Raw genomic sequence first — 20,847 nt, 5'->3', positions numbered from 1 at the left:
GGGAGCGACAGGCGAGTTTACGCCACGGCCCCGGCGGCAGGCCGCATCCAGACGATGCAGCGCTCGGCATCCAGCCCCGGCACAGCAAGCGGTTCCACGTGGAACACTTGCACACCGGCGGGCAGCGCGGCGATTTCGTCGTGCGGATGCCGGCCCTTCATGGCAAGCCAGACAGCATGCGGCGCGAGTGCCTGGCGCGACCAGGCGGTGAAGTCGGCCAGCGCGGCAAAGGCACGGCAGCTCACCACGTCAAACGGGCCCGCCAGCGTTTCCACGCGCGCGTGGATGCCGTGCAGGTTGGGTAGCTTGAGCGCCGCCGCGGCCTGCTGGATGAAGGCGGCCTTCTTGGCCACCGTGTCCACGCAGCTGACATCGACTTCGGGACAGCAGATGGCGAAGACCACGCCGGGCAGTCCGCCACCGGAGCCCACGTCGAGCAGCCGGGCGCCCTGCCCTGCCAGTTGCGTGGCAAGGTGGCGGCGCAGCGGCGCCACGGCCGCCAGGCTGTCGAGCAGGTGGTGGGTCAGCATCTCCTGCGGATCGCGCACCGCCGTCAGGTTGTAGACCTTGTTCCATTTCTGCAGCAAGGCCAGGAAGTCCAGCAGTTGGGCCATCTGCCCCTCGTTCAGCGCCAGCCCCAGGGCCTGGGCGCCTTGGCGCAGCGCGGCCTCTATCATGCAGCCTCCATGGCAAAGCCCTTGAAGCCGCCCTTCTTCAAATGCACCAGCAGCAGCGAGATGGCCGCCGGAGTAACGCCCGAGATGCGCGAGGCCTGGCCCAGGGTTTCGGGCCGGTGCTTTTGCAGCTTCTGGCGCACCTCGATCGACAAGGCGGCCACCTGCATGTAGTCCAGGTCGTCGGGCAGACGCAGCCGCTCGAAGTGGGCGGCGCGCTGCACTTCGTCCTTCTGCCGGTCGATGTAGCCCGCATATTTGGCGGCGATCTCCACCTGTTCGATCACCGGCGCGCCCAGATCGCCCAGCGTTTCACGTGAAACATCGCCGCTCGCGTACTTGCCGCCGTCCAGCGACATGAGCGCCTCGTAGCCGATGCCAGGGCGGCGCAGCAGGTCGAACAGGTTGTATTCGTGCTCGATGGCTTTGCCCAGCACGCGCTCGGATTCCTGCGCCGCGAGGATGCGCGGGTTCACCCAGGTGGACTTGAGCCGCTCGGTTTCACGTGAAACAGCGTCACGCTTGCGGCAGAAGGCATCCCAGCGCGCATCCGGCACCAGCCCCATGTGGCGCCCTGCTTCGGTCAGGCGCATGTCGGCGTTGTCCTCGCGCAGCTGCAGGCGGAACTCGGCCCGGCTGGTGAACATGCGGTAGGGCTCGGTCACCCCCTTGGTGACCAGGTCATCGACCAGCACACCCAGGTAGGCTTCATCGCGCCCGGGCAGCCAGGGCGCCTCGCCGCGGCATTGCAGCGCGGCATTCAAGCCTGCGAACAACCCCTGCGCGGCGGCCTCCTCGTAGCCCGTGGTGCCGTTGATCTGCCCGGCGAAGAACAGGCCCTGGATCTGCCGCGTCTCGAAGCTGTTCTTGAGCGAGCGCGGGTCGAAGTAGTCGTACTCGATGGCGTAGCCGGGACGCAGGATGTGGGCGTTCTCCAGCCCGCGCATGGAACGCACCAGCGCGTACTGGATGTCGAACGGCAGGCTGGTGGAAATGCCGTTCGGGTAGAACTCGTGCGTGCTCAGCCCCTCGGGCTCCAGGAAGATCTGGTGGCTTTCCTTGTCGGCGAAGCGGTTGATCTTGTCCTCCACGCTGGGGCAGTAGCGTGGGCCCACGCCCTCGATCTTGCCCGTGAACATGGGGCTGCGGTCGAAGCCGCTGCGGATGATCTCGTGCGTGCGCTCATTGGTGTGCGTGATCCAGCACGGCACCTGGCGCGGGTGCATGGCCACGCTGCCCATGAAGCTGAACACGGGCAGCACGCCCTCGTTCACGCCGCCGGGCATGCCATCGCCGGGCTGTTCCTCGCACTGCGAGAAGTCGATGCTGCGCCCGTCGATGCGCGGCGGGGTGCCGGTCTTGAGGCGGCCCTGCGGCAACTTCAGCTCCTTGAGGCGCGCGCTCAGCGAGACGGCCGGTGGATCCCCCGCCCGGCCGGCCGCGTAGTTGTTCAGGCCCACATGGATCTTGCCGTCAAGGAAGGTGCCCGCCGTCAGCACCACGGTACGGCTGCGGAAGGTGATACCCACCTGCGTGACCGCGCCCACCACCCGGTCACCCTCCACCACTAGGTCATCCACGGCCTGCTGGAACAGCCACAGGTTGGACTGGTTCTCCAGCACGCGGCGAATCGCGGCCTTGTACAGCACGCGGTCGGCCTGCGCACGCGTGGCACGCACCGCCGGGCCCTTGCTGCTGTTGAGCGTGCGGAACTGGATGCCGCCCTCGTCCGTGGCCAGGGCCATGGCGCCGCCCAGGGCGTCCACCTCCTTGACCAGATGGCCCTTGCCGATACCGCCGATGCTGGGGTTGCAGCTCATCTGCCCCAGCGTCTCGATGTTGTGGGTCAGCAGCAGCGTCTTGCAGCCCATGCGCGCGGCCGCCAGCGCCGCCTCGGTGCCGGCGTGGCCGCCACCGACGACTAGACAATCGAATTCCTGGGGATACAGCATGGGACAAGGCTCCGGTGGCGCAGGGAAACCCGCAATTTTCCCACCTTTGGCCTTCCGGTGTTTCACGTGAAACCTGGCCCGGACTTTTTTCCTCGCCCTGTCGTGCTTGCGCCAGATCAAGCCCTAAAAGACCCCACAATGAACAAGGCGTCCGCCGCACCGCTGGCGGAGTTCCTGCCCCAAAAAAGCCGCACCCCAAGGAGGAAATGTCTATGTCGTTCTTTCGCCAACTCTCGCTGCGCACCCAGATGCTGACGGTGGTGGCCTGCATCATCCTGGCAGGCTTTGCGCTGACCCTGTCCATTCTGACCTGGCAGGCCGGCCAGATGCAGCGCGAAGCCGCCCTGCAGTACGCCGGCGAGTTGGCGGCCCACAGCGGCCGTGATGCGGCGGTCCCGCTGCAGCAAGGGCTGGAAGCCGCGCGCACGCTGGCCGCCACCATGGTGGCGCTCAAGGCATCGGGCCACGCCGACCGCCAGACCGCCAACACCATCCTGCGCACCGTGCTGGAAAAGAACCCCCGCTTCATCGGTGTGTGGACGGGCTGGGAGCCGAACGCCTTCGACGGCCGCGATACCGACTTCGCCAGCGCCATCGGCCACGACGCCACGGGCCGCTACGTGCCCTACTGGAACCGCGGCGGAGCCAATGGCAGCGCCACCGTGGAACCCCTGACCGACTACGACAAGCCCGGCCCGGGCGACTACTACCAGATGCCCAAGTCCACGGGTGGCAATGTCCTGGTGGAGCCCTACCCCTACCAGATCGGGGGCAAGAACGTGCTGATCACCACCTTGTCGGTTCCGATCGAGATCGACGGCCGCTTCGTTGGCGTCGCGGGCGTGGACATCACGCTCGACGGCATCCAGGAGATGGTGCAGGCCATCCGCATCTACCAAAGCGGCTACGCCAGCCTGCTCTCCAACCAGGCCATCTACGTGGCCGCCAAGGACCCTGCCCGGATCGGCAAGCCGGTGGCGGCTGGCGACGGTTTCTCCGACGAGCAGCTCCAGTCCATGCGCGAAGCCGTCCGCAGCGGCCAGCGCCTGGAAACGGCCTTCCACGACACCCTCGCCAACGCCGATGCCACGCGCATCCAGGTGCCGCTGCAGCTCGACGGCATCGCCACACCCTGGTCCTTCGCGGCCACCGTGCCCACCGGCGAAATCCTCGCCCAGGTGCGCCGCCTGCAATGGACTTCCGCCGCGCTGGGCCTGCTCAGCATCGCGCTCGTCTCCATCGTCCTGGCCTTCGCCGTGGACCGGCTGGTGCTGCGGCCCATTGGCGGCGAGCCCAGCGAAGCCGCAGCCCTGGCCGAGCGCGTGGCCCAAGGTGACCTGAGCCGCACCATCGCCCTGCGCGCGGGCGACCGCCGCAGCCTCATGTTCCAGCTCAAGACCATGCAGGACAGCCTGGCCTCCGTCGTCGCCCGCGTGCGCGAAGGCGCGGAAACCGTGGCCACGGCCAGCGCCCAGATATCGCAGGGCAACCACGACCTGTCCGGCCGCACCGAATCGCAGGCCAGCGCCCTCGAAGAGACCGCCGCCTCCATGGAACAGCTCGGCTCCACGGTGCGCCAGAACGCCGACCACGCCCACAACGCCAGCGCGCTGGCGCGCCAGGCCTCCGACGTTGCCACCCAGGGCGGCGAGGCCGTGGCCCGCGTCATCCACACCATGCAAGGCATCAACGACAGCAGCCGCAAGATCGCCGACATCATTGGCGTGATCGACGGCATCGCCTTCCAGACCAACATCCTGGCCCTGAATGCCGCCGTCGAGGCCGCGCGCGCCGGCGAGCAGGGCCGGGGCTTCGCCGTGGTGGCCGGCGAGGTGCGCAGCCTGGCGGGCCGCAGCGCCGAAGCGGCGCGCGAGATCAAGGCCCTCATCAGCGACAGCGTGGGGCGCGTGGAGACCGGCAGCAGCCAGGTCCATGAGGCCGGCGAGACCATGCAGCGCGTGGTCGATGCCATCCAGCGCGTGAGCACCATCGTGGCCGAGATCAGCGCCGCCAGCCGCGAGCAAAGCGCGGGCGTGGCGCAGGTGGGCGAGGCCGTGACCCAGATGGACCAGGCGACGCAGCAGAACGCCGCGCTGGTCGAGGAAATGTCCGCCGCCGCCCACAGCCTGCGCCAGCAGGCCGACGCGCTGGTCGGCACCGTGGCGGTGTTCCAGCTGGAGCGCCAGCAGGCCGCCATCGGGCACGGGTAAGGCGGGCGGCACGCCGCGCCGCCCCGGATTGTTTCACGTGAAACCACGCACGCATCCTGCATGCCGGGCGTGGTTCAATCGGCTCCATGAAACTCCTCGCCTTCGCGGGCAGCACCCGCCACCAATCGTTCAACCGCCGCCTGGCCGCCGCGGCCGCCCGCATGGGCAGCGAGGCCGGGGCCGACGTCACGCTGCTGGAACTGTCGGACTTCGATATCCCGCTGTACAACGCCGACCTGGAGGCGCGCGGCACGCCAGCCGACGTGCTGCGCCTCAAGGAGGTGATGGACGCGCACCCGGCCTGGATCGTCTGCTCGCCGGAATACAACGGCAGCTACACCGCCCTGCTGAAGAACACCATCGACTGGGCATCCAGCCCGGTCAGCGGCCACCCCGTCTGGGGCCAGGGCGACCGTCCCCTGGCAGGCAAGGTCGTGGGCATGCTCAGCGCATCCAACGGCCGCCTCGGCGGCCTGCGCGCGCAAAGCCACCTGGCCCCGCTGCTGCTCAATGCGCAGTGCTGGCTGGCCCCACAGTCCTACGCCCTCGGCGCCGCAGCCGAGGCCTTCGATGCGCAAGGTGCCTTGCGCCACGCGCACGACCAGGAGGGCGTGCGCGCCGTGGTCACGCAGGTGCTCTGGGCCGCGCAGCGCCTGCACGGCTAGTGTCGTGAGTTAGAAGTTCGCAAACAAAATCTCTCGACGCTCGCGAGGATGTCGTCGGCGGTCTTGGACCACACGAACGGCTTCGGGTGGTCATTGTTGTTCTTGATGTAGTGCCTGATCGCCTGTTCGAGTTGTCGTGTGGAGCGATGAGTGCCGCGGCGGATGTACTTTTGCGTCAGGGTGGAGAACCAGCGCTCGACCTGGTTCAGCCAGGACGCAGAGGTCGGGGTGAAGTGCACGTGAAAGCGCGCATGCCGGGCAAGCCAGCTTCTGATGGCAGGAGTCTTGTGTGTTCCGTAGTTGTCCATCACGAGGTGGATGTCCAGCACCGCCGGCACGTTGGCCTCGATGGTGCGCAGGAACTGCAGGAACTCCGCGCTTCGATGGCGGCGATGCAAGTCCCCGATGACGGACCCGGTGGCATCCAACGCCGCGAAGAGCGTGGTCGTGCCGTGGCGCTCGTAGTCGTGGGTACGCCGCTCGGGGATGCCCGGGGCCAGGGGCAGCAGGGGCTGCGTGCGATCGAGTGCCTGAATTTGACTCTTCTCGTCCACGCACAGGACCATGGCCATGAGCGGCGGGTCCAGATACAACCCGACGATGTCGCGCACCTTCTCCACAAACAGGGGATCGCTGGAGAGCTTGAAGGTCTCTTGGCGATGAGGCTGGAGTCCGAATGCGCGCCAGATGCGAGACACCGCCGTTTGCGACATGCCGGTTTCGCGCGCCATGGTGCGGGTGCTCCAATGCGTCGCCGCATCGGGAACGCTCTCCAGCGTCTTGGCGATTACGGCGTCGACCCGCGCGTCGTCAATCGTTCGCGGTGCGCCAGGCCGAGGGGCGTCCAGCAGTCCGTCCAGCCGATGCTCGACGAATCGGGCGCGCCACTTCGAAACCGTCTGCTGCGTCACGCGCTGGCGGCTTGCAACCACCTGGTTGTCCACGCCTTCGGCGCAGGCCAGAACAATGCGAGCGCGCAACGCCAGCGCCTGCGCGGTCTTGCGCCGCAGCGTCAGCGCTGTGAGCTGCTCGCGCTCGGTTTCGCTCAGCACCAGTTCTGCCTTGGGTCTTCCTCGCATGGCCGCCTCGTCGTGTGCATACGGTACACGATCGATTCGGCCATCTTCGATTAGTTCAACGAACTTCTAACTCACGACACTAGGTGGAATGCCGCCCGGGCTGCGGTGCCTGCTGCACCGCACCGTCCATCTCCTCACCGATTCCCGGCATGCCCCAGGGCAAGCCCGCCGGCGTGCCCTGCGTGCAGCTCGGGCCCGGCGCGCGCTGCCGCATCTTCGGCCACCCCGGGCGCCCTGCCGTCTGCGCCTCGCTGCAGCCGAGCGAGGCCATGTGCGGCACCAGCCGCATCCAGGCCATGCAGTGGCTTACCTGGATGGAACAGGCCACCGCCCCGCGCGCTCCGCCTGAAAGCGAAAGCCCCGCGGCGGACAGGCCGCCACACATGGCATAGCATGGCGGCCAGCCATCCACACCACCGAAAGGAAGGATCTCGCATGAAGCTGTACTACTCCCCCGGCGCCTGCTCGCTGTCGCCCCACATCGTTCTGCACGAGGCCGGCCTGGCCTACACCCCGGTGCTGGCCAGCACCAAGAGCCACAAGCTGCAGGACGGCACGGACTTCTACACCATCAACCCGCTGGGCTACGTGCCCGTGCTGGAGCTGGACGACGGCGCCCGCCTGCGCGAAGGCCCGGCCATCGTGCAGTACCTGGCCGACCAGGCGCCGCACAAGAACCTGGCCCCGGCCAACGGCACGCTGGCACGCTACCGGCTGCAGGAATGGCTGACCTTCATCGGCACCGAGCTGCACAAGGGCTTCGGCCCGCTGTTCACCCCCGGCACGCCCGAAGACTACAAGCCCCTGGTGCGCGAGCGCCTGCTGGGCCGCCTGCAGTGGGTGGATGGCGAACTGGCGCACAAGCCCTACCTGATGGGCGAGCAGTTCACCGTGGCCGATGCCTACCTGTTCACCGTCAGCAACTGGTGCGGCCATGTCGACGTGGACATCTCCGGCCTCAAGCACCTCACGGCCTACCGCGAGCGCGTGGCGGCCCGCCCGGCCGTCCAGGCCGCAATGAAGGCCGAGGGCCTGCTCAAGTAAGGGCCCCCGTGCCTCCCCGCCTGCTGCGCAGGGGAGGCACGCCACGAGTCCCCTTGTTGACGCAGACCGGCTGCGCGTTGCGCGCCAAGGCGGTACCCTCCCAGGCACAGTCACCACTACCGCCTCCGCGTAGGCCGATTCCATGAGCACCCTTTTCGATCCGATCCAAGCCGGCGACCTGCACCTGTCCAACCGCATCGCCATGGCGCCCCTGACGCGCAACCGCTCGCCGCGCAACGTGCCCGGCGAACTCACCGCCACCTACTACGCCCAGCGCGCCGGCGCCGGGCTCATCGTCTCCGAAGGCACGCCCATCAGCCAGCAAGGCCAGGGCTACGCCGACGTGCCCGGCCTGTACCTGCCCGAGCAGCTCGAAGGCTGGAAGCGCGTGACCCAGGCGGTGCACGCGCGCGGCGGCAAAATCGTGGCGCAGTTGTGGCACGTGGGGCGCGTCTCGCACACCAGCCTGCAGCCTGGCGGCGAAGCGCCCGTGGCACCCTCGGCCGTCACCGCGCAATCCAAGACCTACCTGATTGACGCCGCCACCGGCCAGGGCGGCTTCTTCCCCACCTCGGCACCGCGCGCGCTGGATGCCGAGGAACTGCCCGGCATCGTCCAGGCCTACGCCAACGCCGCGCGCAACGCCGTGCAGGCCGGCTTCGACGGCGTGGAAATCCACGGCGCCAACGGCTACCTGCTCGACCAGTTCCTCAAGGACGGCGCCAACCAGCGCACCGACGCCTGGGGCGGCAGTGTGGAAAACCGCGCGCGCCTGCTGGTACAGGTGGTCAGCGCCGTGGCCGACGCCATCGGCGCGGGCAAGACCGGCCTGCGCCTGTCGCCCGTCACCCCGGCCAACGACATCCGCGACAGCCAGCCGCAGCCGCTGTTCGAGTACGTGGCGCGCCAGCTCGCGCCGCTGGGCCTGGCGTTCATCCACGTCATCGAAGGCGCCACCGGCGGGCCGCGCGAGGTCGAGGGCCGCCCGTTCGACTACGCCGCCTTCAAGGCCGCCTACCGCGACGCCGGCGGGCGCGGCGCCTGGATCGCCAACAACGGCTACACGCGCGACATGGCGCTGCAGGCCATCGCCAGCGGCCACGCCGACATGGTGGCCTTCGGCCGCGACTTCATCTCCAACCCCGACCTGGTGGAGCGCCTGCGCCAGGGCGCGCCGCTGAACGCCTGGCAGCGCGAGACCTTCTACGGCGGCGGCGCCGAAGGCTATACCGACTACCCCACGCTTTGAGTGTATTTGGGCTCCAGCGCTTTCCAGACAAGCGCTGGCAGCTCCTGAATCAGGAGCAATTACACATCTTCAAGCACGCGCAGGGCGCGCAATGCCTGCTTCAATTCGGCTTCTAAGTTTTGGAAAGCAGCCAGTTGGCGCAGGCGGGGCAGCGCCACTTGCTCACCCAGGGCACCCATCCGCTCGTTCACACTGTGTTGCCGTCTGCGGCGCCCACCGGCCTGGCTGGCCTTGAAGGCGGTTTCCAGGCACTGTTTGGGGTCTGCCAGCCTTTCCACAGCCCTGGCGGACGGAGGCAAGCCCAGGGCTTGGTCAGTGAGCGTGGTGCCGAACACTTTCCGCAGTGCATCGCCGTCGCACAGCGCCCATGCCTCAATGGTCTGCACGGGAATGACTGCAACACCCTGGCAGGCCTGGTCGAACGCCTCACGCAGTTTGTCCAGCCCCGGCTGCGCGCGTTCGCTACGGGCCTTGGCGGCATCGCCATCGGCGTCGGCATGCACGAACAGGATCGACCACGCGCCCTTGGCCTGGAGGGCCGCCCCAAGGATGCGCTCGTCCCTGCGGGCCTGCCTCAACGCGGCCACATCCGGCAGCATCAGGATTTCGTCGTTGAACTCCACAAGGTGCGGCGATGCAGCGCACACCTCCCCGCACAACCGCCTCAGGATGGGGCCAAGAAAGCGGTCATCGGTACGGCCCTCGGCGTACAGGGCCAGTCCCAGGTAGCGCATGGCCTAACCCTCCGCGCTCACGGTGCCCAGGACGTTGTTCACCTCCAGCGGAGACACATGGCCTTGGGGGATGTTCTCGAACAAGGACGCCTGGGGCGTGTTCGGGCGAACCACGGGGCGCAGCCGGGTCTTGCGCCGCAACTCCTTGCGCAGGGGATCGCTCACGGTGGCCGTGTCAGCGAACAGAATCTCGGCATTCAGAGGTTTGCCATCCTCATCCGGCTTTTGCAAAGCAGACAGCACCACGGGTGAATGGCTGTTGAGCAGCAATTGACACAGCGGCGGAACCAAGCCGTCTTCCGCAGCATACGTTGCAGGCTTGGCAACCATGTCGTTCAACCGGCGCACGAGTTGCTGCACCCTCCCTGGATGCACACCGTTCTCGGGCTCCTCGAAGCAGATCAGCCCGCGGTGCTGCGGATCATTGAGCAACGTCAACAACGCCAGCACGCGCAGGGTGCCATCGGAAATCACGCGCGACGTGTAGGGCAGACCATCGCGCATGGTCAGTTCGATGCGGTATTCGCGGCTGGCGTCATGCAATGCCGCATCAAGCTGGACAACCCCGGGAATCAGGCTGCCCAGTTCACCGGCGATGTCGCTCAACACACCATTGGGACGCTCGGCCGTCGCCGTCTCCGCCTTGAGCCGGGCCAGCACGGCCGCCAGATTGGCCCCATCCGCATCGAGCACATCGGAAGCCGTTGCCGACACAGGTTTGCGCAGCAATGCCGGATCAAGCTGCAGCAGGCGCCAATGGCGCATTTCCTCACGCAGGGCGAACAGGTGCGGAAATTCGGCATTCGTCACGCTGTAGAGCACCGTCGCTTCCGCCGCGCTGGCCGGGCGATTACGACCTGGCTTTCCGTCCTGGTGAATGTTGAACGACAAGCCTTCCGAGAGTTTTTCCGTCGTCAGCCAGGGCTTGGAACGGCTGTATTTGAGATACGCCTGCCGGAATGGCTTGGTGGGTTTGTGCGCCCTCACCCAGGCATCTTCCATGCTTCTGATGGGATAGACCGCCTCCTCGGCGACCTGCACACGCTCCAGCCCGTTTTTGAGCTGCCGCCGCTCCAGCGTCACCTCGTAGCGCATGCGCGTGTGCGTCAGCTTGACTTCACTGCCCCACGGGTCGCGCACCAGCGGATCGACGAGCACCTCGGCCGCCAGGCAAATTTGCGTCGCACGGCCCTGGCCGGAAGTCTGGCGAAACAGTTCCAGCGGCTCGCCGCGCATCTCCTTCAAGGCTTCATTGACATCCCTCGTCGCCAGGTGGGACAGCAGCTTGATGGCATCGAACAGATTGCTCTTGCCTGCCGCGTTGCTGCCCAGAATGACGGTGAAGGGGCTGAAGCTGATATCGAGACACTCAAAGGTCTTGAATCCGTTGATTTCCAGGCGGGTCAGCATACAAGGCTTCCTTGTCGTAGAACACAGATTGTCGCCCACCCATAGAGCGCCAACCCATGCATTGAAAAATGCCGGTAACCCATTGCCAGCAAGCGCTGGCAGCTATCGAATCAAGTGCAACCAACCGGAAACACCAACTGCACGCGCAAGCCCCGGCCCTCCGGCGCCGGAAGCAATTCCAGCCGCGCGCCCAGCAGCTCGGCGTAGCGCGCCACGATGCCCAGGCCCAGCCCGGCGCCCTCGCCCAGGCGCTCACCCTCGCGGCCCTGCACCCAGCGCTGGCGCAGCGCCTGGCACTGCGGCGCGGCAATGCCCGGGCCGTTGTCGATCACCGACAGCAGCACCTCGCCCTCCCCGCTCCCCGCCCCACCCTCGCCCGCGCGTGCCAGCGCCACCGTCACGCGCGGCGTCTCGCCGCCGGGCGGCTGGCCATAGCGCAGGGCGTTGTCGATCAGGTTGCTCAGCACCCCCTCGATCAGCAGCGGCAGCCCCTGCACTACCACCGGCTGCTCCAGCCCCTGGGCGCCCAGGTCCACCCCGGCGGCGTCGGCGCGCGGCAGGAAACGCAGCACCGTCTCCTGCACCAGCGCGTCCAGTGCCACCGCCTGCAGCGGCATGGCGCCGCGCGCCTCATCGGCCAGCGCCAGCGCCAGCAACTGGTCCACCAGGTGGCTGGCACGCGCCTCGCTGCGCACGATGCCCGCGAGCTGTTCGCGCCACACGGCGCTGTCGTGCTGCGCCAGGCCGTAGCTGGCCTGCGCGCGGATGCCTGCCAGCGGCGTGCGCAGCTCGTGCGCCACGTTGCCCGCGAACTCGTGCAGCGCGCGCACGCCTTCGCCCACGCGCCCCAGCAGCGCGTTCACCGCCTGGCCCAGGCGCTGCAGGTCGCGCGTGCCGGCCTGCACCGGCAGGGGCGCGAGGTCGCGCGCGTCGCGCTGCTCCAGCGCCTGCTGGAAGGCGGCCAGCGGCTGCAAATCGCGCGCGATGGCGCGGCGCAGCCACCAGGCCAGCACCCCGAGCAGCAGCAGCTGCGGCACCAGCGAATACAGCAGCGCGCTGCGCAGCATGGCGTTGCGGCTGTGCACGGTCTGCGCGGTGACGACCTCGAACGCCGCCTGCGCGGGCCGCACGCGCACCACGCGCAGCGCCTGGCCGCGGAAATGGATGTCGGAAAAGCGGTACGGCTCGCCGTCTTGCAAGGTCTCGGCGGCCAGGTGGGCGTTGCCCGCCAGCAGCGAGCCGTCGCCGCGCAGCACGGCGAAATACACCGTGTCCACGTGGTCGAACAGCAGCGCCTTGACCTCGCGCGGGCTCAGCGCCAGCTCCAGCCCCTGGCCGCCCTGGCGCACGTTGGCGGCAATGGCGTAGGCGTCGTCGAGCAGCGAGCGGTCGAAGGCGCGCTGCGTGAACAGGTTCGCCACGCCCACCGACGCCATGGTGCCCGCCAGCCACACCAGCGCCAGCGGCACCAGCACGTGGCGCGCCAGCCGCGCGCGCAGCGAGGGCAGCGCGGCGCCGCTCATGGCCCGGCCTGCGGCTGCGCCTCGGCCATGTAGCCCAGGCCGCGCAGCGTGCGGATGCCCGCGCCGCTGCCCGCCAGCTTCTTGCGCAGGCGCGAGATGAAGGCCTCCAGCGCGTTGTCGCCCAACGCCTCGGCGAAGTCCGACAGCTTGTCCGACAGCGCGCGCTTGCTCACCACGCGGCCGGGCGGCGTCATAAGCTCCCACAGCACCTCGAACTCGCGCGCCGGCAGCTCCAGCGCCGCGCCGTGCAGCGTGAAGCGGCGCGCACGCCGGTCCAGCGCCAGCGCGCCGAGCAGCGTCACGTCCTGCGCGCCCTGGCTGCGCCGCGCCAGCGCGCGCAGGCGCGCCTCCACCTCGGCCAGTTCGAACGGCTTGCCCAGGTAGTCGTCGGCCCCGGCGTCGAGCCCGTCGATGCGCTCCTGCGTGCGGCCGCGCGCCGTCAGCACCAGCACCGGCGTGCGGTCGCCGCGCGCCCGCGCGGCGCGCAGCAGCGTCAGGCCGCTGGCCGGGGCGCTGCCCTGGCCTGCGTCCTGTGGCAGGTTCAGGTCGAGCAGCACGGCGTCGTAGGGCTGCACGTTCCAGAAGTGGCGCGCCTCGGCCACGCTGGCGGCCACGTCCACGCGGTGGCCGGCGTCGGCCAGGCTGCGCCGCACCACGGCGCGCAGCACGGCATCGTCTTCAACGAGCAGGATTCGCATGGGAGCGTGTTCAGGAGGTCAGGCGCTGGTCAGGCACGGGGCGCGATAAACGCGGCCCATGAGGATACGACAGTTGTTTCTGATCAGCGCCCTGGCCGCCGCCCTGCCCGGCGGGGGCCATGCGGCGCAGCCGCTCACCCTGGCCCAGGCCCTGGCCGCCGCCCAGGCCAACAGCGACGTGGCGCTGGCGCGCCACGCCCTGAGCGCCGCGCGCGCCGACGTGCTCGCCGCCGACCACGCGCCCGCCCCCGTGCTCAGCGCCAAGGCCGCGTCCATCGACCTGCAGAACGGCGTGGGCGGCGGCAACGCGCTCACGCGCAAGCGCATCGACAAGTCCATCGGCATCGACTGGACCTGGGAGCGCGGCAACAAGCGCGGCCTGCGCACCCAGGCGGCGCAGGCTGCCGCCCAGGCCGCGCAGGACGATGTGGCGGACACCCAGGTGCAGCAGCTGCAGGCCACGCTGGCCGCCTACTACGAGCTGCTGGCGGCGCAGGAGCGCCTGCGCGAGACGCGCGCCATCGAGGACGGCCTGGTGGCCCTCGACCACAGCGCCGCGCAGCGCGTGCGCGCGGGCGACCTGTCGGCGCAGGACGGCGCGCGCACGCGCATCGAGGCCGAGCGCGCGCGCGCCGACACGCAGGCCGCCGAACTGGCGCGCGCCCAGGCCGCGCTGGCGCTGGCGCAGCGCATCGCGCGCGGGCCCGACATCGAGGCCACGCCCGAGGACTGGCCCGCGCGCAGCGGCCCGCCCGCGCCCGCCACCGACCTGGAGGCCCTGGCCGGGCAGCGCCCCGACGTGCGCGCCGCCCAGGCGCGCGTGCAGGCCGCCCAGGCGGCGCTGGAGGGCGCGCTGGCCCTGCGCAAGGCCGACGTCACGGTGGGTGCCTCGTACGACCACTTTCCCGGCACATCGACCCGGCTGCTGGAGCTGCGCGCGCAGTTCCCGCTGCAGTGGGGCTACCGCTTCGAGGGCGAGGTGCAGCGCGCCCAGGCGCAGCGCGACCAGGCCCAGGAGGCCCTGGCGCAGACGCGCCGCGCCGCGCTGCTCGACCTGCAGGCGCTGCAGGCCGCCCTGGCCAGCGCGGCCCAGCGCGCCGACGGGTACGAGGGCGGCATCGTGCCGCGCGCGCGCCAGGTGGCGCAGAGCGCCGAGCTGGCCTACGCCAAGGGCGCCATCGGCCTGACCGACCTGCTCGACGCCCGCCGCACGCTGCGCGCCACCCTGCTCGAAGCCATCGGCGCCCGGGCCGACTACGCCAAGGCCGAGGGCCTGTGGCGGCTGCGCACCCAGCCTGCGGCGTCCAGCCCGCCCTGATCCATTCATAGCAAAAACAGCCTCCAGCGCTTAACCATCAAGCGCAAGCAGCTATAAAAACATGAGCAAACCAACCCTCCTTCTCCCCGGCGCCTGCATCGCCCTGGCGCTGTGCGCCGCGCTGGCCCTGCCCGGCTGCCAACAGGCCAGCCCGCCCCCGGCCGAACCCGAGCCCGCGCCCCCGGTGCTGCAGGCCGGGCAGCTGCACTACGCCAGCGGCCACCCGCAACTGGCGCTGCTGGCCGTGACCGAGGCCCGCCCGGCCAGCGCGCTGCGCGTGGACCTGCCCGCGCGCCTGGTGTGGAACGAGGAGCGCACGCAGCGCATTGTCCCGGCCTTCGCCGGGCGCGTGGCCGCCATCCGCGCCGACCTGGGCCAGCGCGTGCAGGCCGGTGCCACGCTGGCGCTGCTGGCCTCGCCCGATTTCGGCCAAGCCCAGGCCGACACCGCCAAGGCCCACGCCGACCAGGTGCTCGCCCAGCAGGCGCTGGCGCGCCAGCGCGAGCTGTTCGCCGCCGGGATCGTGGCGCGCAAGGAGCTGGAACAGGCCGAGGCCGACGCCGCGCGCGCCCACGCCGAATCGGCCCGCGCGCTGGCGCGCACGCAGCTGTATGGCGGCGGCGCCGGCGTGAGCCAGCAGCTCGCGCTGCGCAGCGGCATCGACGGCGTGGTGGTGGAGCGCAACCTCAACCCCGGCCAGGAGCTGCGCCCCGACCAGGGCGGACCGGCGCTGTTCGTGGTGACCGACCCGCGCTCGCTGTGGGTACAGATCGACGCGCGCGAGGGCGACCTGGACTCGCTGCGCCCCGGCGACAGCTTCACGCTGCAGGTGCCCTCCTACCCCGGCGAGACCTTCACGGGCCGCGTGACGGCCACGGCCGATGCGATCGACCCTACGACGCGCACGCTCAAGGTGCGCGGCCTCGTGCCCAATGCCGACCGCCGCCTCAAGGCCGAGATGCTGGCCACCGCGCGCGTGAACGAGAGCCGCAGCGGCGGCGTCGTCGTGCCCGCCGAGGCCGTGACGCTCACGGGCGCCACGCACACCGTCTACGTGCAGCGCGAGGCGGGCGTGTTCGAGCCACGCACCGTCACGCTCGGCCATGAGGGCCCGCGCGACGCCATCGTCGCCACGGGCCTGTCGGCAGGCGACAAGGTCGTCACGCAGAACGTGCTGCTGCTGGCGCGGCAGTTCCAGATGCTCGCGGAAGACGCCCCGGCGAAGAAGGACGCACCGCAATGAAGCGCCTGATCCAGTACGCCCTGTACCAGCCGCTGTTCATCATCCTGGGCACGCTGCTGTTCGCGGGCGCGGGCTTCTTCGCGTTCAAGAGCCTGTCGGTGGAGGCCTTCCCCGACGTGACCGACACCCAGGTCACGGTGATCGCGCTCTACCCCGGCCGCGCGCCCGAGGAGGTCGAGAAGCAGGTCACGCTGCCCATCGAGGTGGCGCTGGCGGGCCTGCCCAACTCCATCCGCGTGTTCTCGCACACGCAGTTCGGCCTGTCGTTCAGCGTGGTCACCTACGACGACGCGGCCAACGTCAACATCGTGCGTCAGCAGGTGGCCGAGCGCCTCTCCAGCGTGGACCTGCCGCCCGGCGTGCAGGCCGAAATCGCGCCCAACGCCACGCCCGTGGGCGAGATCATGCGCTACCGCCTCAAGGGCGACGGCCTCTCCACCACCGACATCCGCACCATCGAGGACTGGACCGTGGAGCGCGCGCTGCGCCAGGTGCCCGGCGTGGCCGACGTGGTGGCCATGGGCGGTGCCATCAAGCAGTACGAGGTGCAGCCCGACCTGGACAAGCTGCGCGCCTACAAGGTCACGTTCCAGAACCTGCTCGACGCGCTCGGGCGCGGCAACGCCAACGCGGGCGGCAGCTACGTGGCCCAGGGGGCGCAGCAGTACACCATCCGCGGCATCGGCCTGCTGCAGTCGGCCGACGACATCGGCCGCATCGTCGTGGCCGCGCACGGCGGCACGCCCATCCTGATCCGCGACGTCGCCGAGGTCAAGACCGGTGCCGTGCCGCGCCTGGGCGTGGTGGGCCAGGACCTGGACGACGACGTGGTCACCGGCATCGTCATCATGAGGAAAGGCGAGAACCCGAGCGAGGTGCTCAAGGGCGTGAAGGCAAGAATCGCCGAGCTGAACGCGCGCGGCCTGCCGCCGGGCGTGCAGATCGTGCCGTTCTACGACCGCACCTGGCTCATGGACAAGACGCTGACCACGGTGTTCCGCAACCTCGTGGAAGGCGCGCTGCTGGTCTCGCTGGTGCTCTACCTCTTCCTGTCGAACCTGCGCGCGAGCCTGGCCGTGGTGGTCGTGATCCCGCTGTCGCTGCTGGCCACCTTCATGGGCCTGAAGGTGATGGGCGTGCCGGCCAACCTGCTGAGCCTGGGCGCCATGGACTTCGGCATCATCGTGGACGGCGCGGTGATCGTGGTCGAGAACATCATGCACCGCCTGGCCGAGCGCGGCGAGGACATGGACGAGCGCGACCGGCGCGAGACCATCATCGAGGCCGCCAACGAGGTCGGCCGCCCCACGCTGTTCTCGATGCTCATCATCATCGCGGCGCACATCCCCATCTTCGCGCTGCAGCGGCACGAAGGGCGCATTTTCCAGCCCATGGCGCTGTCGGTGACCATGGCGCTCGTGGGCTCGCTGGTCTTCTCGCTCACGCTGGTGCCGCTGCTGGCCTACTGGATGCTCAAGCGCCGCTTGCCCCACGGCGACAACCGCGTGGTGCGCACGGCCAAGAGCCTCTACGCCCCCGTGCTCGACTGGGCGCTGGCGCACCGGCGCACGGTGGCCGTGATCGCGCTCGCGGCCTTCGGCGTCACGGGCGTGGTCGCCTCGCGCCTGGGCTCGGAGTTCCTGCCCGAGCTCAACGAAGGCACGACCTGGGTCAACTTCGCGCTCTCGCCCACGGTGTCGAGCGAGGAGGCCACGCGCATCCTGCGCATGGCGCGCAAGGCGCTGCTCACGGTGCCCGAGGTCAACACCACGGTCTCCAAGGCCGGCCAGCCCGAGGACGGCACCGACCCCAAGACCATCTCCATGGCCGAGATCTTCGTGGACGTGAAACCCGAGGACCAATGGCGCCCTGGCATGACGCGCGAAAAGATCACCGACGAGATGAACCGCGTGCTCACGGCCATTCCCGGCATCGACCCTGCGTTCTCGCAGCCCATCCGCGACAACGTGCTCGAATCCATCTCGCAGATCAAGGGCCAGATCGTCATCAAGCTCGCGGGCGACGACCTGGCGGAGATGAAGCGCATCACCGACGCCATAGCGCGCGAGGTCAAGCAGGTGCAGGGCGTGGCGCGCGCCGAGATCGACCGCGACGGCCAGGTGCCGCAGCTGCTCATCAACATCGACCGCGACCGCGCCGCGCGCTACGGCCTGAACGTGGGCGACGTGCAGGACGTGATCGAGGCCGCCCTGGCCGGCAAGGCCGCCACCAGCCTGTGGGAGGGCGAGCGCAAGTTCGCCGTGGCCGTGCGCCTGCCCAAGGACGAGCGCGTGATCGCCAACCTGCCGCGCACGCCCATCGCCACGCCCGACGGCGGCTACGTGCCGCTCTCGGCCGTGGCCAACATCCGCGAGGGCACGGGCGCCATGAACATCGCGCGCGAAGCCGGGCGCCGCACCACGGCCATCGGCATCTTCATCGCCGGGCGCGACATGGGCTCGGTGGTGGCGGACATGAAGGCGCGCGTGGCACAGAACGTGCAAATCCCGGACACCTACCAGCTCAACTGGTCAGGCGAGTTCGAGAACCAGGAACGCGCGATGAAGCGCCTCTCGGTCGTCGTGCCCATCTCGCTGCTGCTGATATTCGTGCTGCTGTTCGACGCCTTCAAATCGTTCAAGACCGCCTCGCTGATCCTGGTGAACGTGCCGCTGGCGCTCATCGGCGGCTTCATCGCGCTGTGGCTGCTGGGCATACCGCTGTCGGTGTCGGCGGCCATCGGCTTCATCGCGCTGTCGGGCCAGGCCGTGCTCAACGGCGTGGTGATGCTCTCGGTCTACCAGCAACTGCAGGCCGACGGCCTCAGCGTGGCCGAGGCCGTGCGCCAGGGCTCCATGCAGCGCCTGCGCACCGTGCTCATGACCGCGCTGCTCGCCATGCTGGGCCTGCTGCCCATGGCGCTCTCGCACGAGATCGGCGCCGAGACGCAGCGGCCCCTGGCCATCGTGGTGATCGGCGGGCTGGTCACGGCCACGCTGCTCACGCTGGTGGTGCTGCCAGCCCTGTACGTGGCCTGGTTCGGAGAGCGTTCCGCCAAGAACGGCGTTTGATATCTTTTCGGGCTCCAGCCCTTGTGCAGCAAGCGCTGGCAGCTATGTTTCTGAGATGAAACAACACCCCCCTGAGGCGCTTCGCGCCTTCCCCCCGCTCTCGCATGGCTGCGCCATGCGGGCAGGGGGACGCCACCAGCGCGGCGGGGCGGCCCTTGCGCGGTGGCCCGCGCATGGGCCGCGCCGGTTTCATAGGCTGCGGGTGGCGCGCAGCGCCATGGAAAACTGATACCGCTGCCAGCGCCGCTCACCCCGCCAGGCGCGGCACGCCGCCGTGCCCGGCGCGGTCGTCGAGCCGGAACTGCGCCACCAGCTGCGACAGCCGCGCCGCCTGGTCGCGCAGCGAATCGGCCGCCGCGGCGGACTGCTCGACCAGCGCGGCGTTCTGCTGCGTCATGCGGTCGATCTCGCCCACCGACTGGTTCACATGGCCGATGCCCTCGGTCTGCTCGCTGGCGGCGGCGCTGATCTCGCCGATGATGTCGCCCACGCGCTGCACGCTGGCCACGATCTCCTTCATCAGCCCGCCCGCGTCCTCGACCTGGCGCACGCCGCCGTTCACGGCCGTCACGCTGTTGCCGATCAGGCCCTTGATCTCGCTCGCCGCCTGCGCGCTGCGCTGCGCCAGCGAGCGCACCTCGCCCGCCACCACGGCAAAGCCCCGGCCCTGCTCGCCGGCGCGCGCCGCCTCGACGGCGGCATTCAGCGCCAGGATGTTGGTCTGGAAGGCAATCGAGTCGATCAGGCCGATGATGTCGCCGATCTTGCGGCTGGAGGCCGAGATCTCGTGCATGCTGCCCACGGCCTGCTGCACCACCGTGCCGCCGCGCGTGGCCTCGCCCGAGGCCGACGCGGCGAGCTGGTTGGCCATCTGCGACGACGAGGCCGTCTGCTGCACCGTCGAGGTCAGCTGCGCCAGCGAGGCCACGGCCTCCTGCGCATGGCTGGCGGTCTGCTCGGTGCGCGCCGACAGGTCCTGGTTGCCCGTGGCGATCTCGGCGCTGGCCGTGGCGATGCTGCTGCTGGCGTCGCGCACCTGCGAGACGATGGCACCCAGGCTCTGCTCCATGTGCACCAGGGCGCGCTGCAGGTCGGCCACCTCGTCGCGGCCGACGACCTCGATGCGCTGCGACAGGTCGCCTCCGGCAATGGCCTGCGCCATCTGGCGCGCGCGCTCCAGCGGACGGCAGATCGACACCATGTTCAGCAGCGTCAGCGGCACCACCACCAGCACCGTGACGACCACCGCCAGCACGAACAGCCATTTGGTCTGGTCAGCGGTATCGCGCTGGCGCTGCACGGTGCGCTGCACCTCCTGGCGCAGGTGCGTGTCGAGTTCTTCCAGGCGCTGGCCGGTGGCGGTGAATTCGGCCCCCGCCTCGGTGCTCATGCGGTTGGCCACTGCCGCCGATTCGTAGCCGCCCGACTGCAGCAGCTGCGCCACGGGCGCGAACTGCGTGCCATAGCGGTCGAGGTGGCCGACGAAGGCGCGCGCGATGGTGCCGTCCGCGCCCTGCGGCCCTTCCAGGAAGCGCCCGGCCACCTTCTTGGCCTGCTCCAGGCTGGCCAGCCACTGGGTGTGGGCCTGCCGGGCGGCGTCGGGCCGGTCGTAGGCGATGACCATGTCCTTCTCGTACTGGCGGATGGCGCCGACGGCGCCGCGCAGCTCGCCCAGGGCCACGGTCTTGGTGAAGCCCTGCGTCATGAAATCCTCGCTCATGCCGTGGATGCGCAGCATCCCGAACATGCCCGCGCCGCCCAGCAGGCCCAGCAGAACCATCACGACGACGATGGCGCCCAGCATCCGCAGACGGATGGTGAAATACCGCATGAGTGCAAAAACATCCATGGTCTTTCTCTCCAAAACCGCAGGCGGCATGAGGTCCTGCACGCCCACTACTGCAACAAAGCGTTGCAGTTTGCCAGACAAACACCTCGGGCTCGCCGTTTGCCTCCTATTCACGGGCTTTTCTTGGG

16 protein-coding genes are annotated in these 20,847 nt (G+C 69.5%); 8 read left to right on the top strand and 8 right to left on the bottom strand.

The features are described 5' to 3' along the window. Positions 1 to 17: 17 nt before the first annotated feature. Positions 18 to 677 (bottom strand): 16S rRNA (guanine(527)-N(7))-methyltransferase RsmG, encoded by a 660-nt coding sequence (gene rsmG, locus YS110_14465; GenBank protein UJB65872.1) that lies wholly within the window; start codon positions 675 to 677, stop codon positions 18 to 20. After that, positions 674 to 2,626, bottom strand: a complete 1,953-nt coding sequence (gene mnmG, locus YS110_14460) for a tRNA uridine-5-carboxymethylaminomethyl(34) synthesis enzyme MnmG (protein ID UJB65871.1) — start codon at positions 2,624 to 2,626, stop codon at positions 674 to 676. The genes rsmG and mnmG overlap by 4 nt, the downstream gene beginning before the upstream one ends. A gap of 212 nt (positions 2,627 to 2,838) precedes the next feature. Here mnmG and YS110_14455 point away from each other — a divergent pair, with 212 nt between their 5' ends. Next, positions 2,839 to 4,836 carry a methyl-accepting chemotaxis protein gene (locus YS110_14455; GenBank protein UJB65870.1) on the top strand — a complete coding sequence of 666 codons (1,998 nt, stop codon included), beginning with the start codon at positions 2,839 to 2,841 and terminating at the stop codon, positions 4,834 to 4,836. A gap of 86 nt (positions 4,837 to 4,922) precedes the next feature. Beyond that, positions 4,923 to 5,501 carry an NAD(P)H-dependent oxidoreductase gene (locus tag YS110_14450; protein ID UJB65869.1) on the top strand — a complete coding sequence of 193 codons (579 nt, stop codon included), beginning with the start codon at positions 4,923 to 4,925 and terminating at the stop codon, positions 5,499 to 5,501. On the opposite strand, the gene YS110_14445 is transcribed toward YS110_14450, so the two are convergent. Then, positions 5,498 to 6,580, bottom strand: a complete 1,083-nt coding sequence (locus tag YS110_14445; GenBank protein UJB65868.1) for an IS630 family transposase — start codon at positions 6,578 to 6,580, stop codon at positions 5,498 to 5,500. The two genes, YS110_14450 and YS110_14445, sit on opposite strands and share 4 nt — an antisense overlap. Positions 6,581 to 6,663: 83 nt before the next feature. Between YS110_14445 and YS110_14440 the strand changes: the two genes are divergently transcribed. The 3 genes from YS110_14440 to YS110_14430 all read left to right on the top strand — a co-directional run bounded on the left by YS110_14440 (position 6,664) and on the right by YS110_14430 (position 8,873). After that, on the top strand, positions 6,664 to 6,972 hold the full coding sequence (locus tag YS110_14440; GenBank protein UJB65867.1) for a YkgJ family cysteine cluster protein: 309 nt from the start codon (positions 6,664 to 6,666) through the stop codon (positions 6,970 to 6,972). A 43-nt stretch (positions 6,973 to 7,015) separates the two neighbouring features. Next, positions 7,016 to 7,624, top strand: a complete 609-nt coding sequence (gstA, locus tag YS110_14435; protein ID UJB65866.1) for a glutathione transferase GstA — start codon at positions 7,016 to 7,018, stop codon at positions 7,622 to 7,624. A gap of 142 nt (positions 7,625 to 7,766) precedes the next feature. Continuing rightward, positions 7,767 to 8,873 carry an alkene reductase gene (locus tag YS110_14430; GenBank protein ID UJB65865.1) on the top strand — a complete coding sequence of 369 codons (1,107 nt, stop codon included), beginning with the start codon at positions 7,767 to 7,769 and terminating at the stop codon, positions 8,871 to 8,873. Positions 8,874 to 8,932: 59 nt separating this feature from the next. On the opposite strand, the gene YS110_14425 is transcribed toward YS110_14430, so the two are convergent. The 4 genes from YS110_14425 to YS110_14410 all read right to left on the bottom strand — a co-directional run bounded on the left by YS110_14425 (position 8,933) and on the right by YS110_14410 (position 13,238). Next, the gene (locus tag YS110_14425) at positions 8,933 to 9,607 is read right to left on the bottom strand and encodes a DUF4276 family protein (GenBank protein ID UJB65864.1); all 675 of its coding nucleotides are present in this window, start codon (positions 9,605 to 9,607) and stop codon (positions 8,933 to 8,935) included. 3 nt (positions 9,608 to 9,610) lie between these two features. Continuing rightward, positions 9,611 to 11,017 carry an AAA family ATPase gene (locus YS110_14420; protein UJB65863.1) on the bottom strand — a complete coding sequence of 469 codons (1,407 nt, stop codon included), beginning with the start codon at positions 11,015 to 11,017 and terminating at the stop codon, positions 9,611 to 9,613. Positions 11,018 to 11,127: 110 nt separating this feature from the next. Next, positions 11,128 to 12,540 (bottom strand): sensor histidine kinase N-terminal domain-containing protein, encoded by a 1,413-nt coding sequence (locus YS110_14415; GenBank protein UJB65862.1) that lies wholly within the window; start codon positions 12,538 to 12,540, stop codon positions 11,128 to 11,130. Beyond that, a complete protein-coding gene (locus tag YS110_14410; protein ID UJB65861.1) occupies positions 12,537 to 13,238 on the bottom strand; it encodes a response regulator transcription factor in 702 nt (233 codons plus the stop codon). Before YS110_14410 ends, YS110_14415 begins: the two co-directional genes overlap by 4 nt. A gap of 58 nt (positions 13,239 to 13,296) precedes the next feature. Here YS110_14410 and YS110_14405 point away from each other — a divergent pair, with 58 nt between their 5' ends. The 3 genes from YS110_14405 (at position 13,297) to YS110_14395 (ending at position 18,870) form a co-directional block, all read left to right on the top strand. Next, entirely contained in the window at positions 13,297 to 14,556 is a 1,260-nt protein-coding gene (locus tag YS110_14405; protein UJB65860.1) for a TolC family protein, read from the top strand. Between the two features lie 61 nt (positions 14,557 to 14,617). Continuing rightward, a complete protein-coding gene (locus YS110_14400; protein ID UJB65859.1) occupies positions 14,618 to 15,799 on the top strand; it encodes an efflux RND transporter periplasmic adaptor subunit in 1,182 nt (393 codons plus the stop codon). After that, positions 15,796 to 18,870 carry an efflux RND transporter permease subunit gene (locus YS110_14395; GenBank protein ID UJB65858.1) on the top strand — a complete coding sequence of 1,025 codons (3,075 nt, stop codon included), beginning with the start codon at positions 15,796 to 15,798 and terminating at the stop codon, positions 18,868 to 18,870. Before YS110_14400 ends, YS110_14395 begins: the two co-directional genes overlap by 4 nt. Positions 18,871 to 19,117: 247 nt before the next feature. Here the strand turns inward: YS110_14395 and YS110_14390 are convergent, their stop codons facing one another. Then, complete coding sequence (locus tag YS110_14390; GenBank protein ID UJB65857.1) at positions 19,118 to 20,719, bottom strand: HAMP domain-containing protein; 1,602 nt, start codon at positions 20,717 to 20,719, stop codon at positions 19,118 to 19,120. Between the last annotated feature and the right edge of the window lie 128 nt (positions 20,720 to 20,847).

The sequence above is a fragment of the Acidovorax sp. YS12 genome (assembly GCA_021496925.1).
Classification (GTDB): domain Bacteria; phylum Pseudomonadota; class Gammaproteobacteria; order Burkholderiales; family Burkholderiaceae_C; genus Paenacidovorax.
Note: the sequence above shows the minus strand (reverse complement) of the source record. Positions and strands in the feature narration are given on the sequence as shown.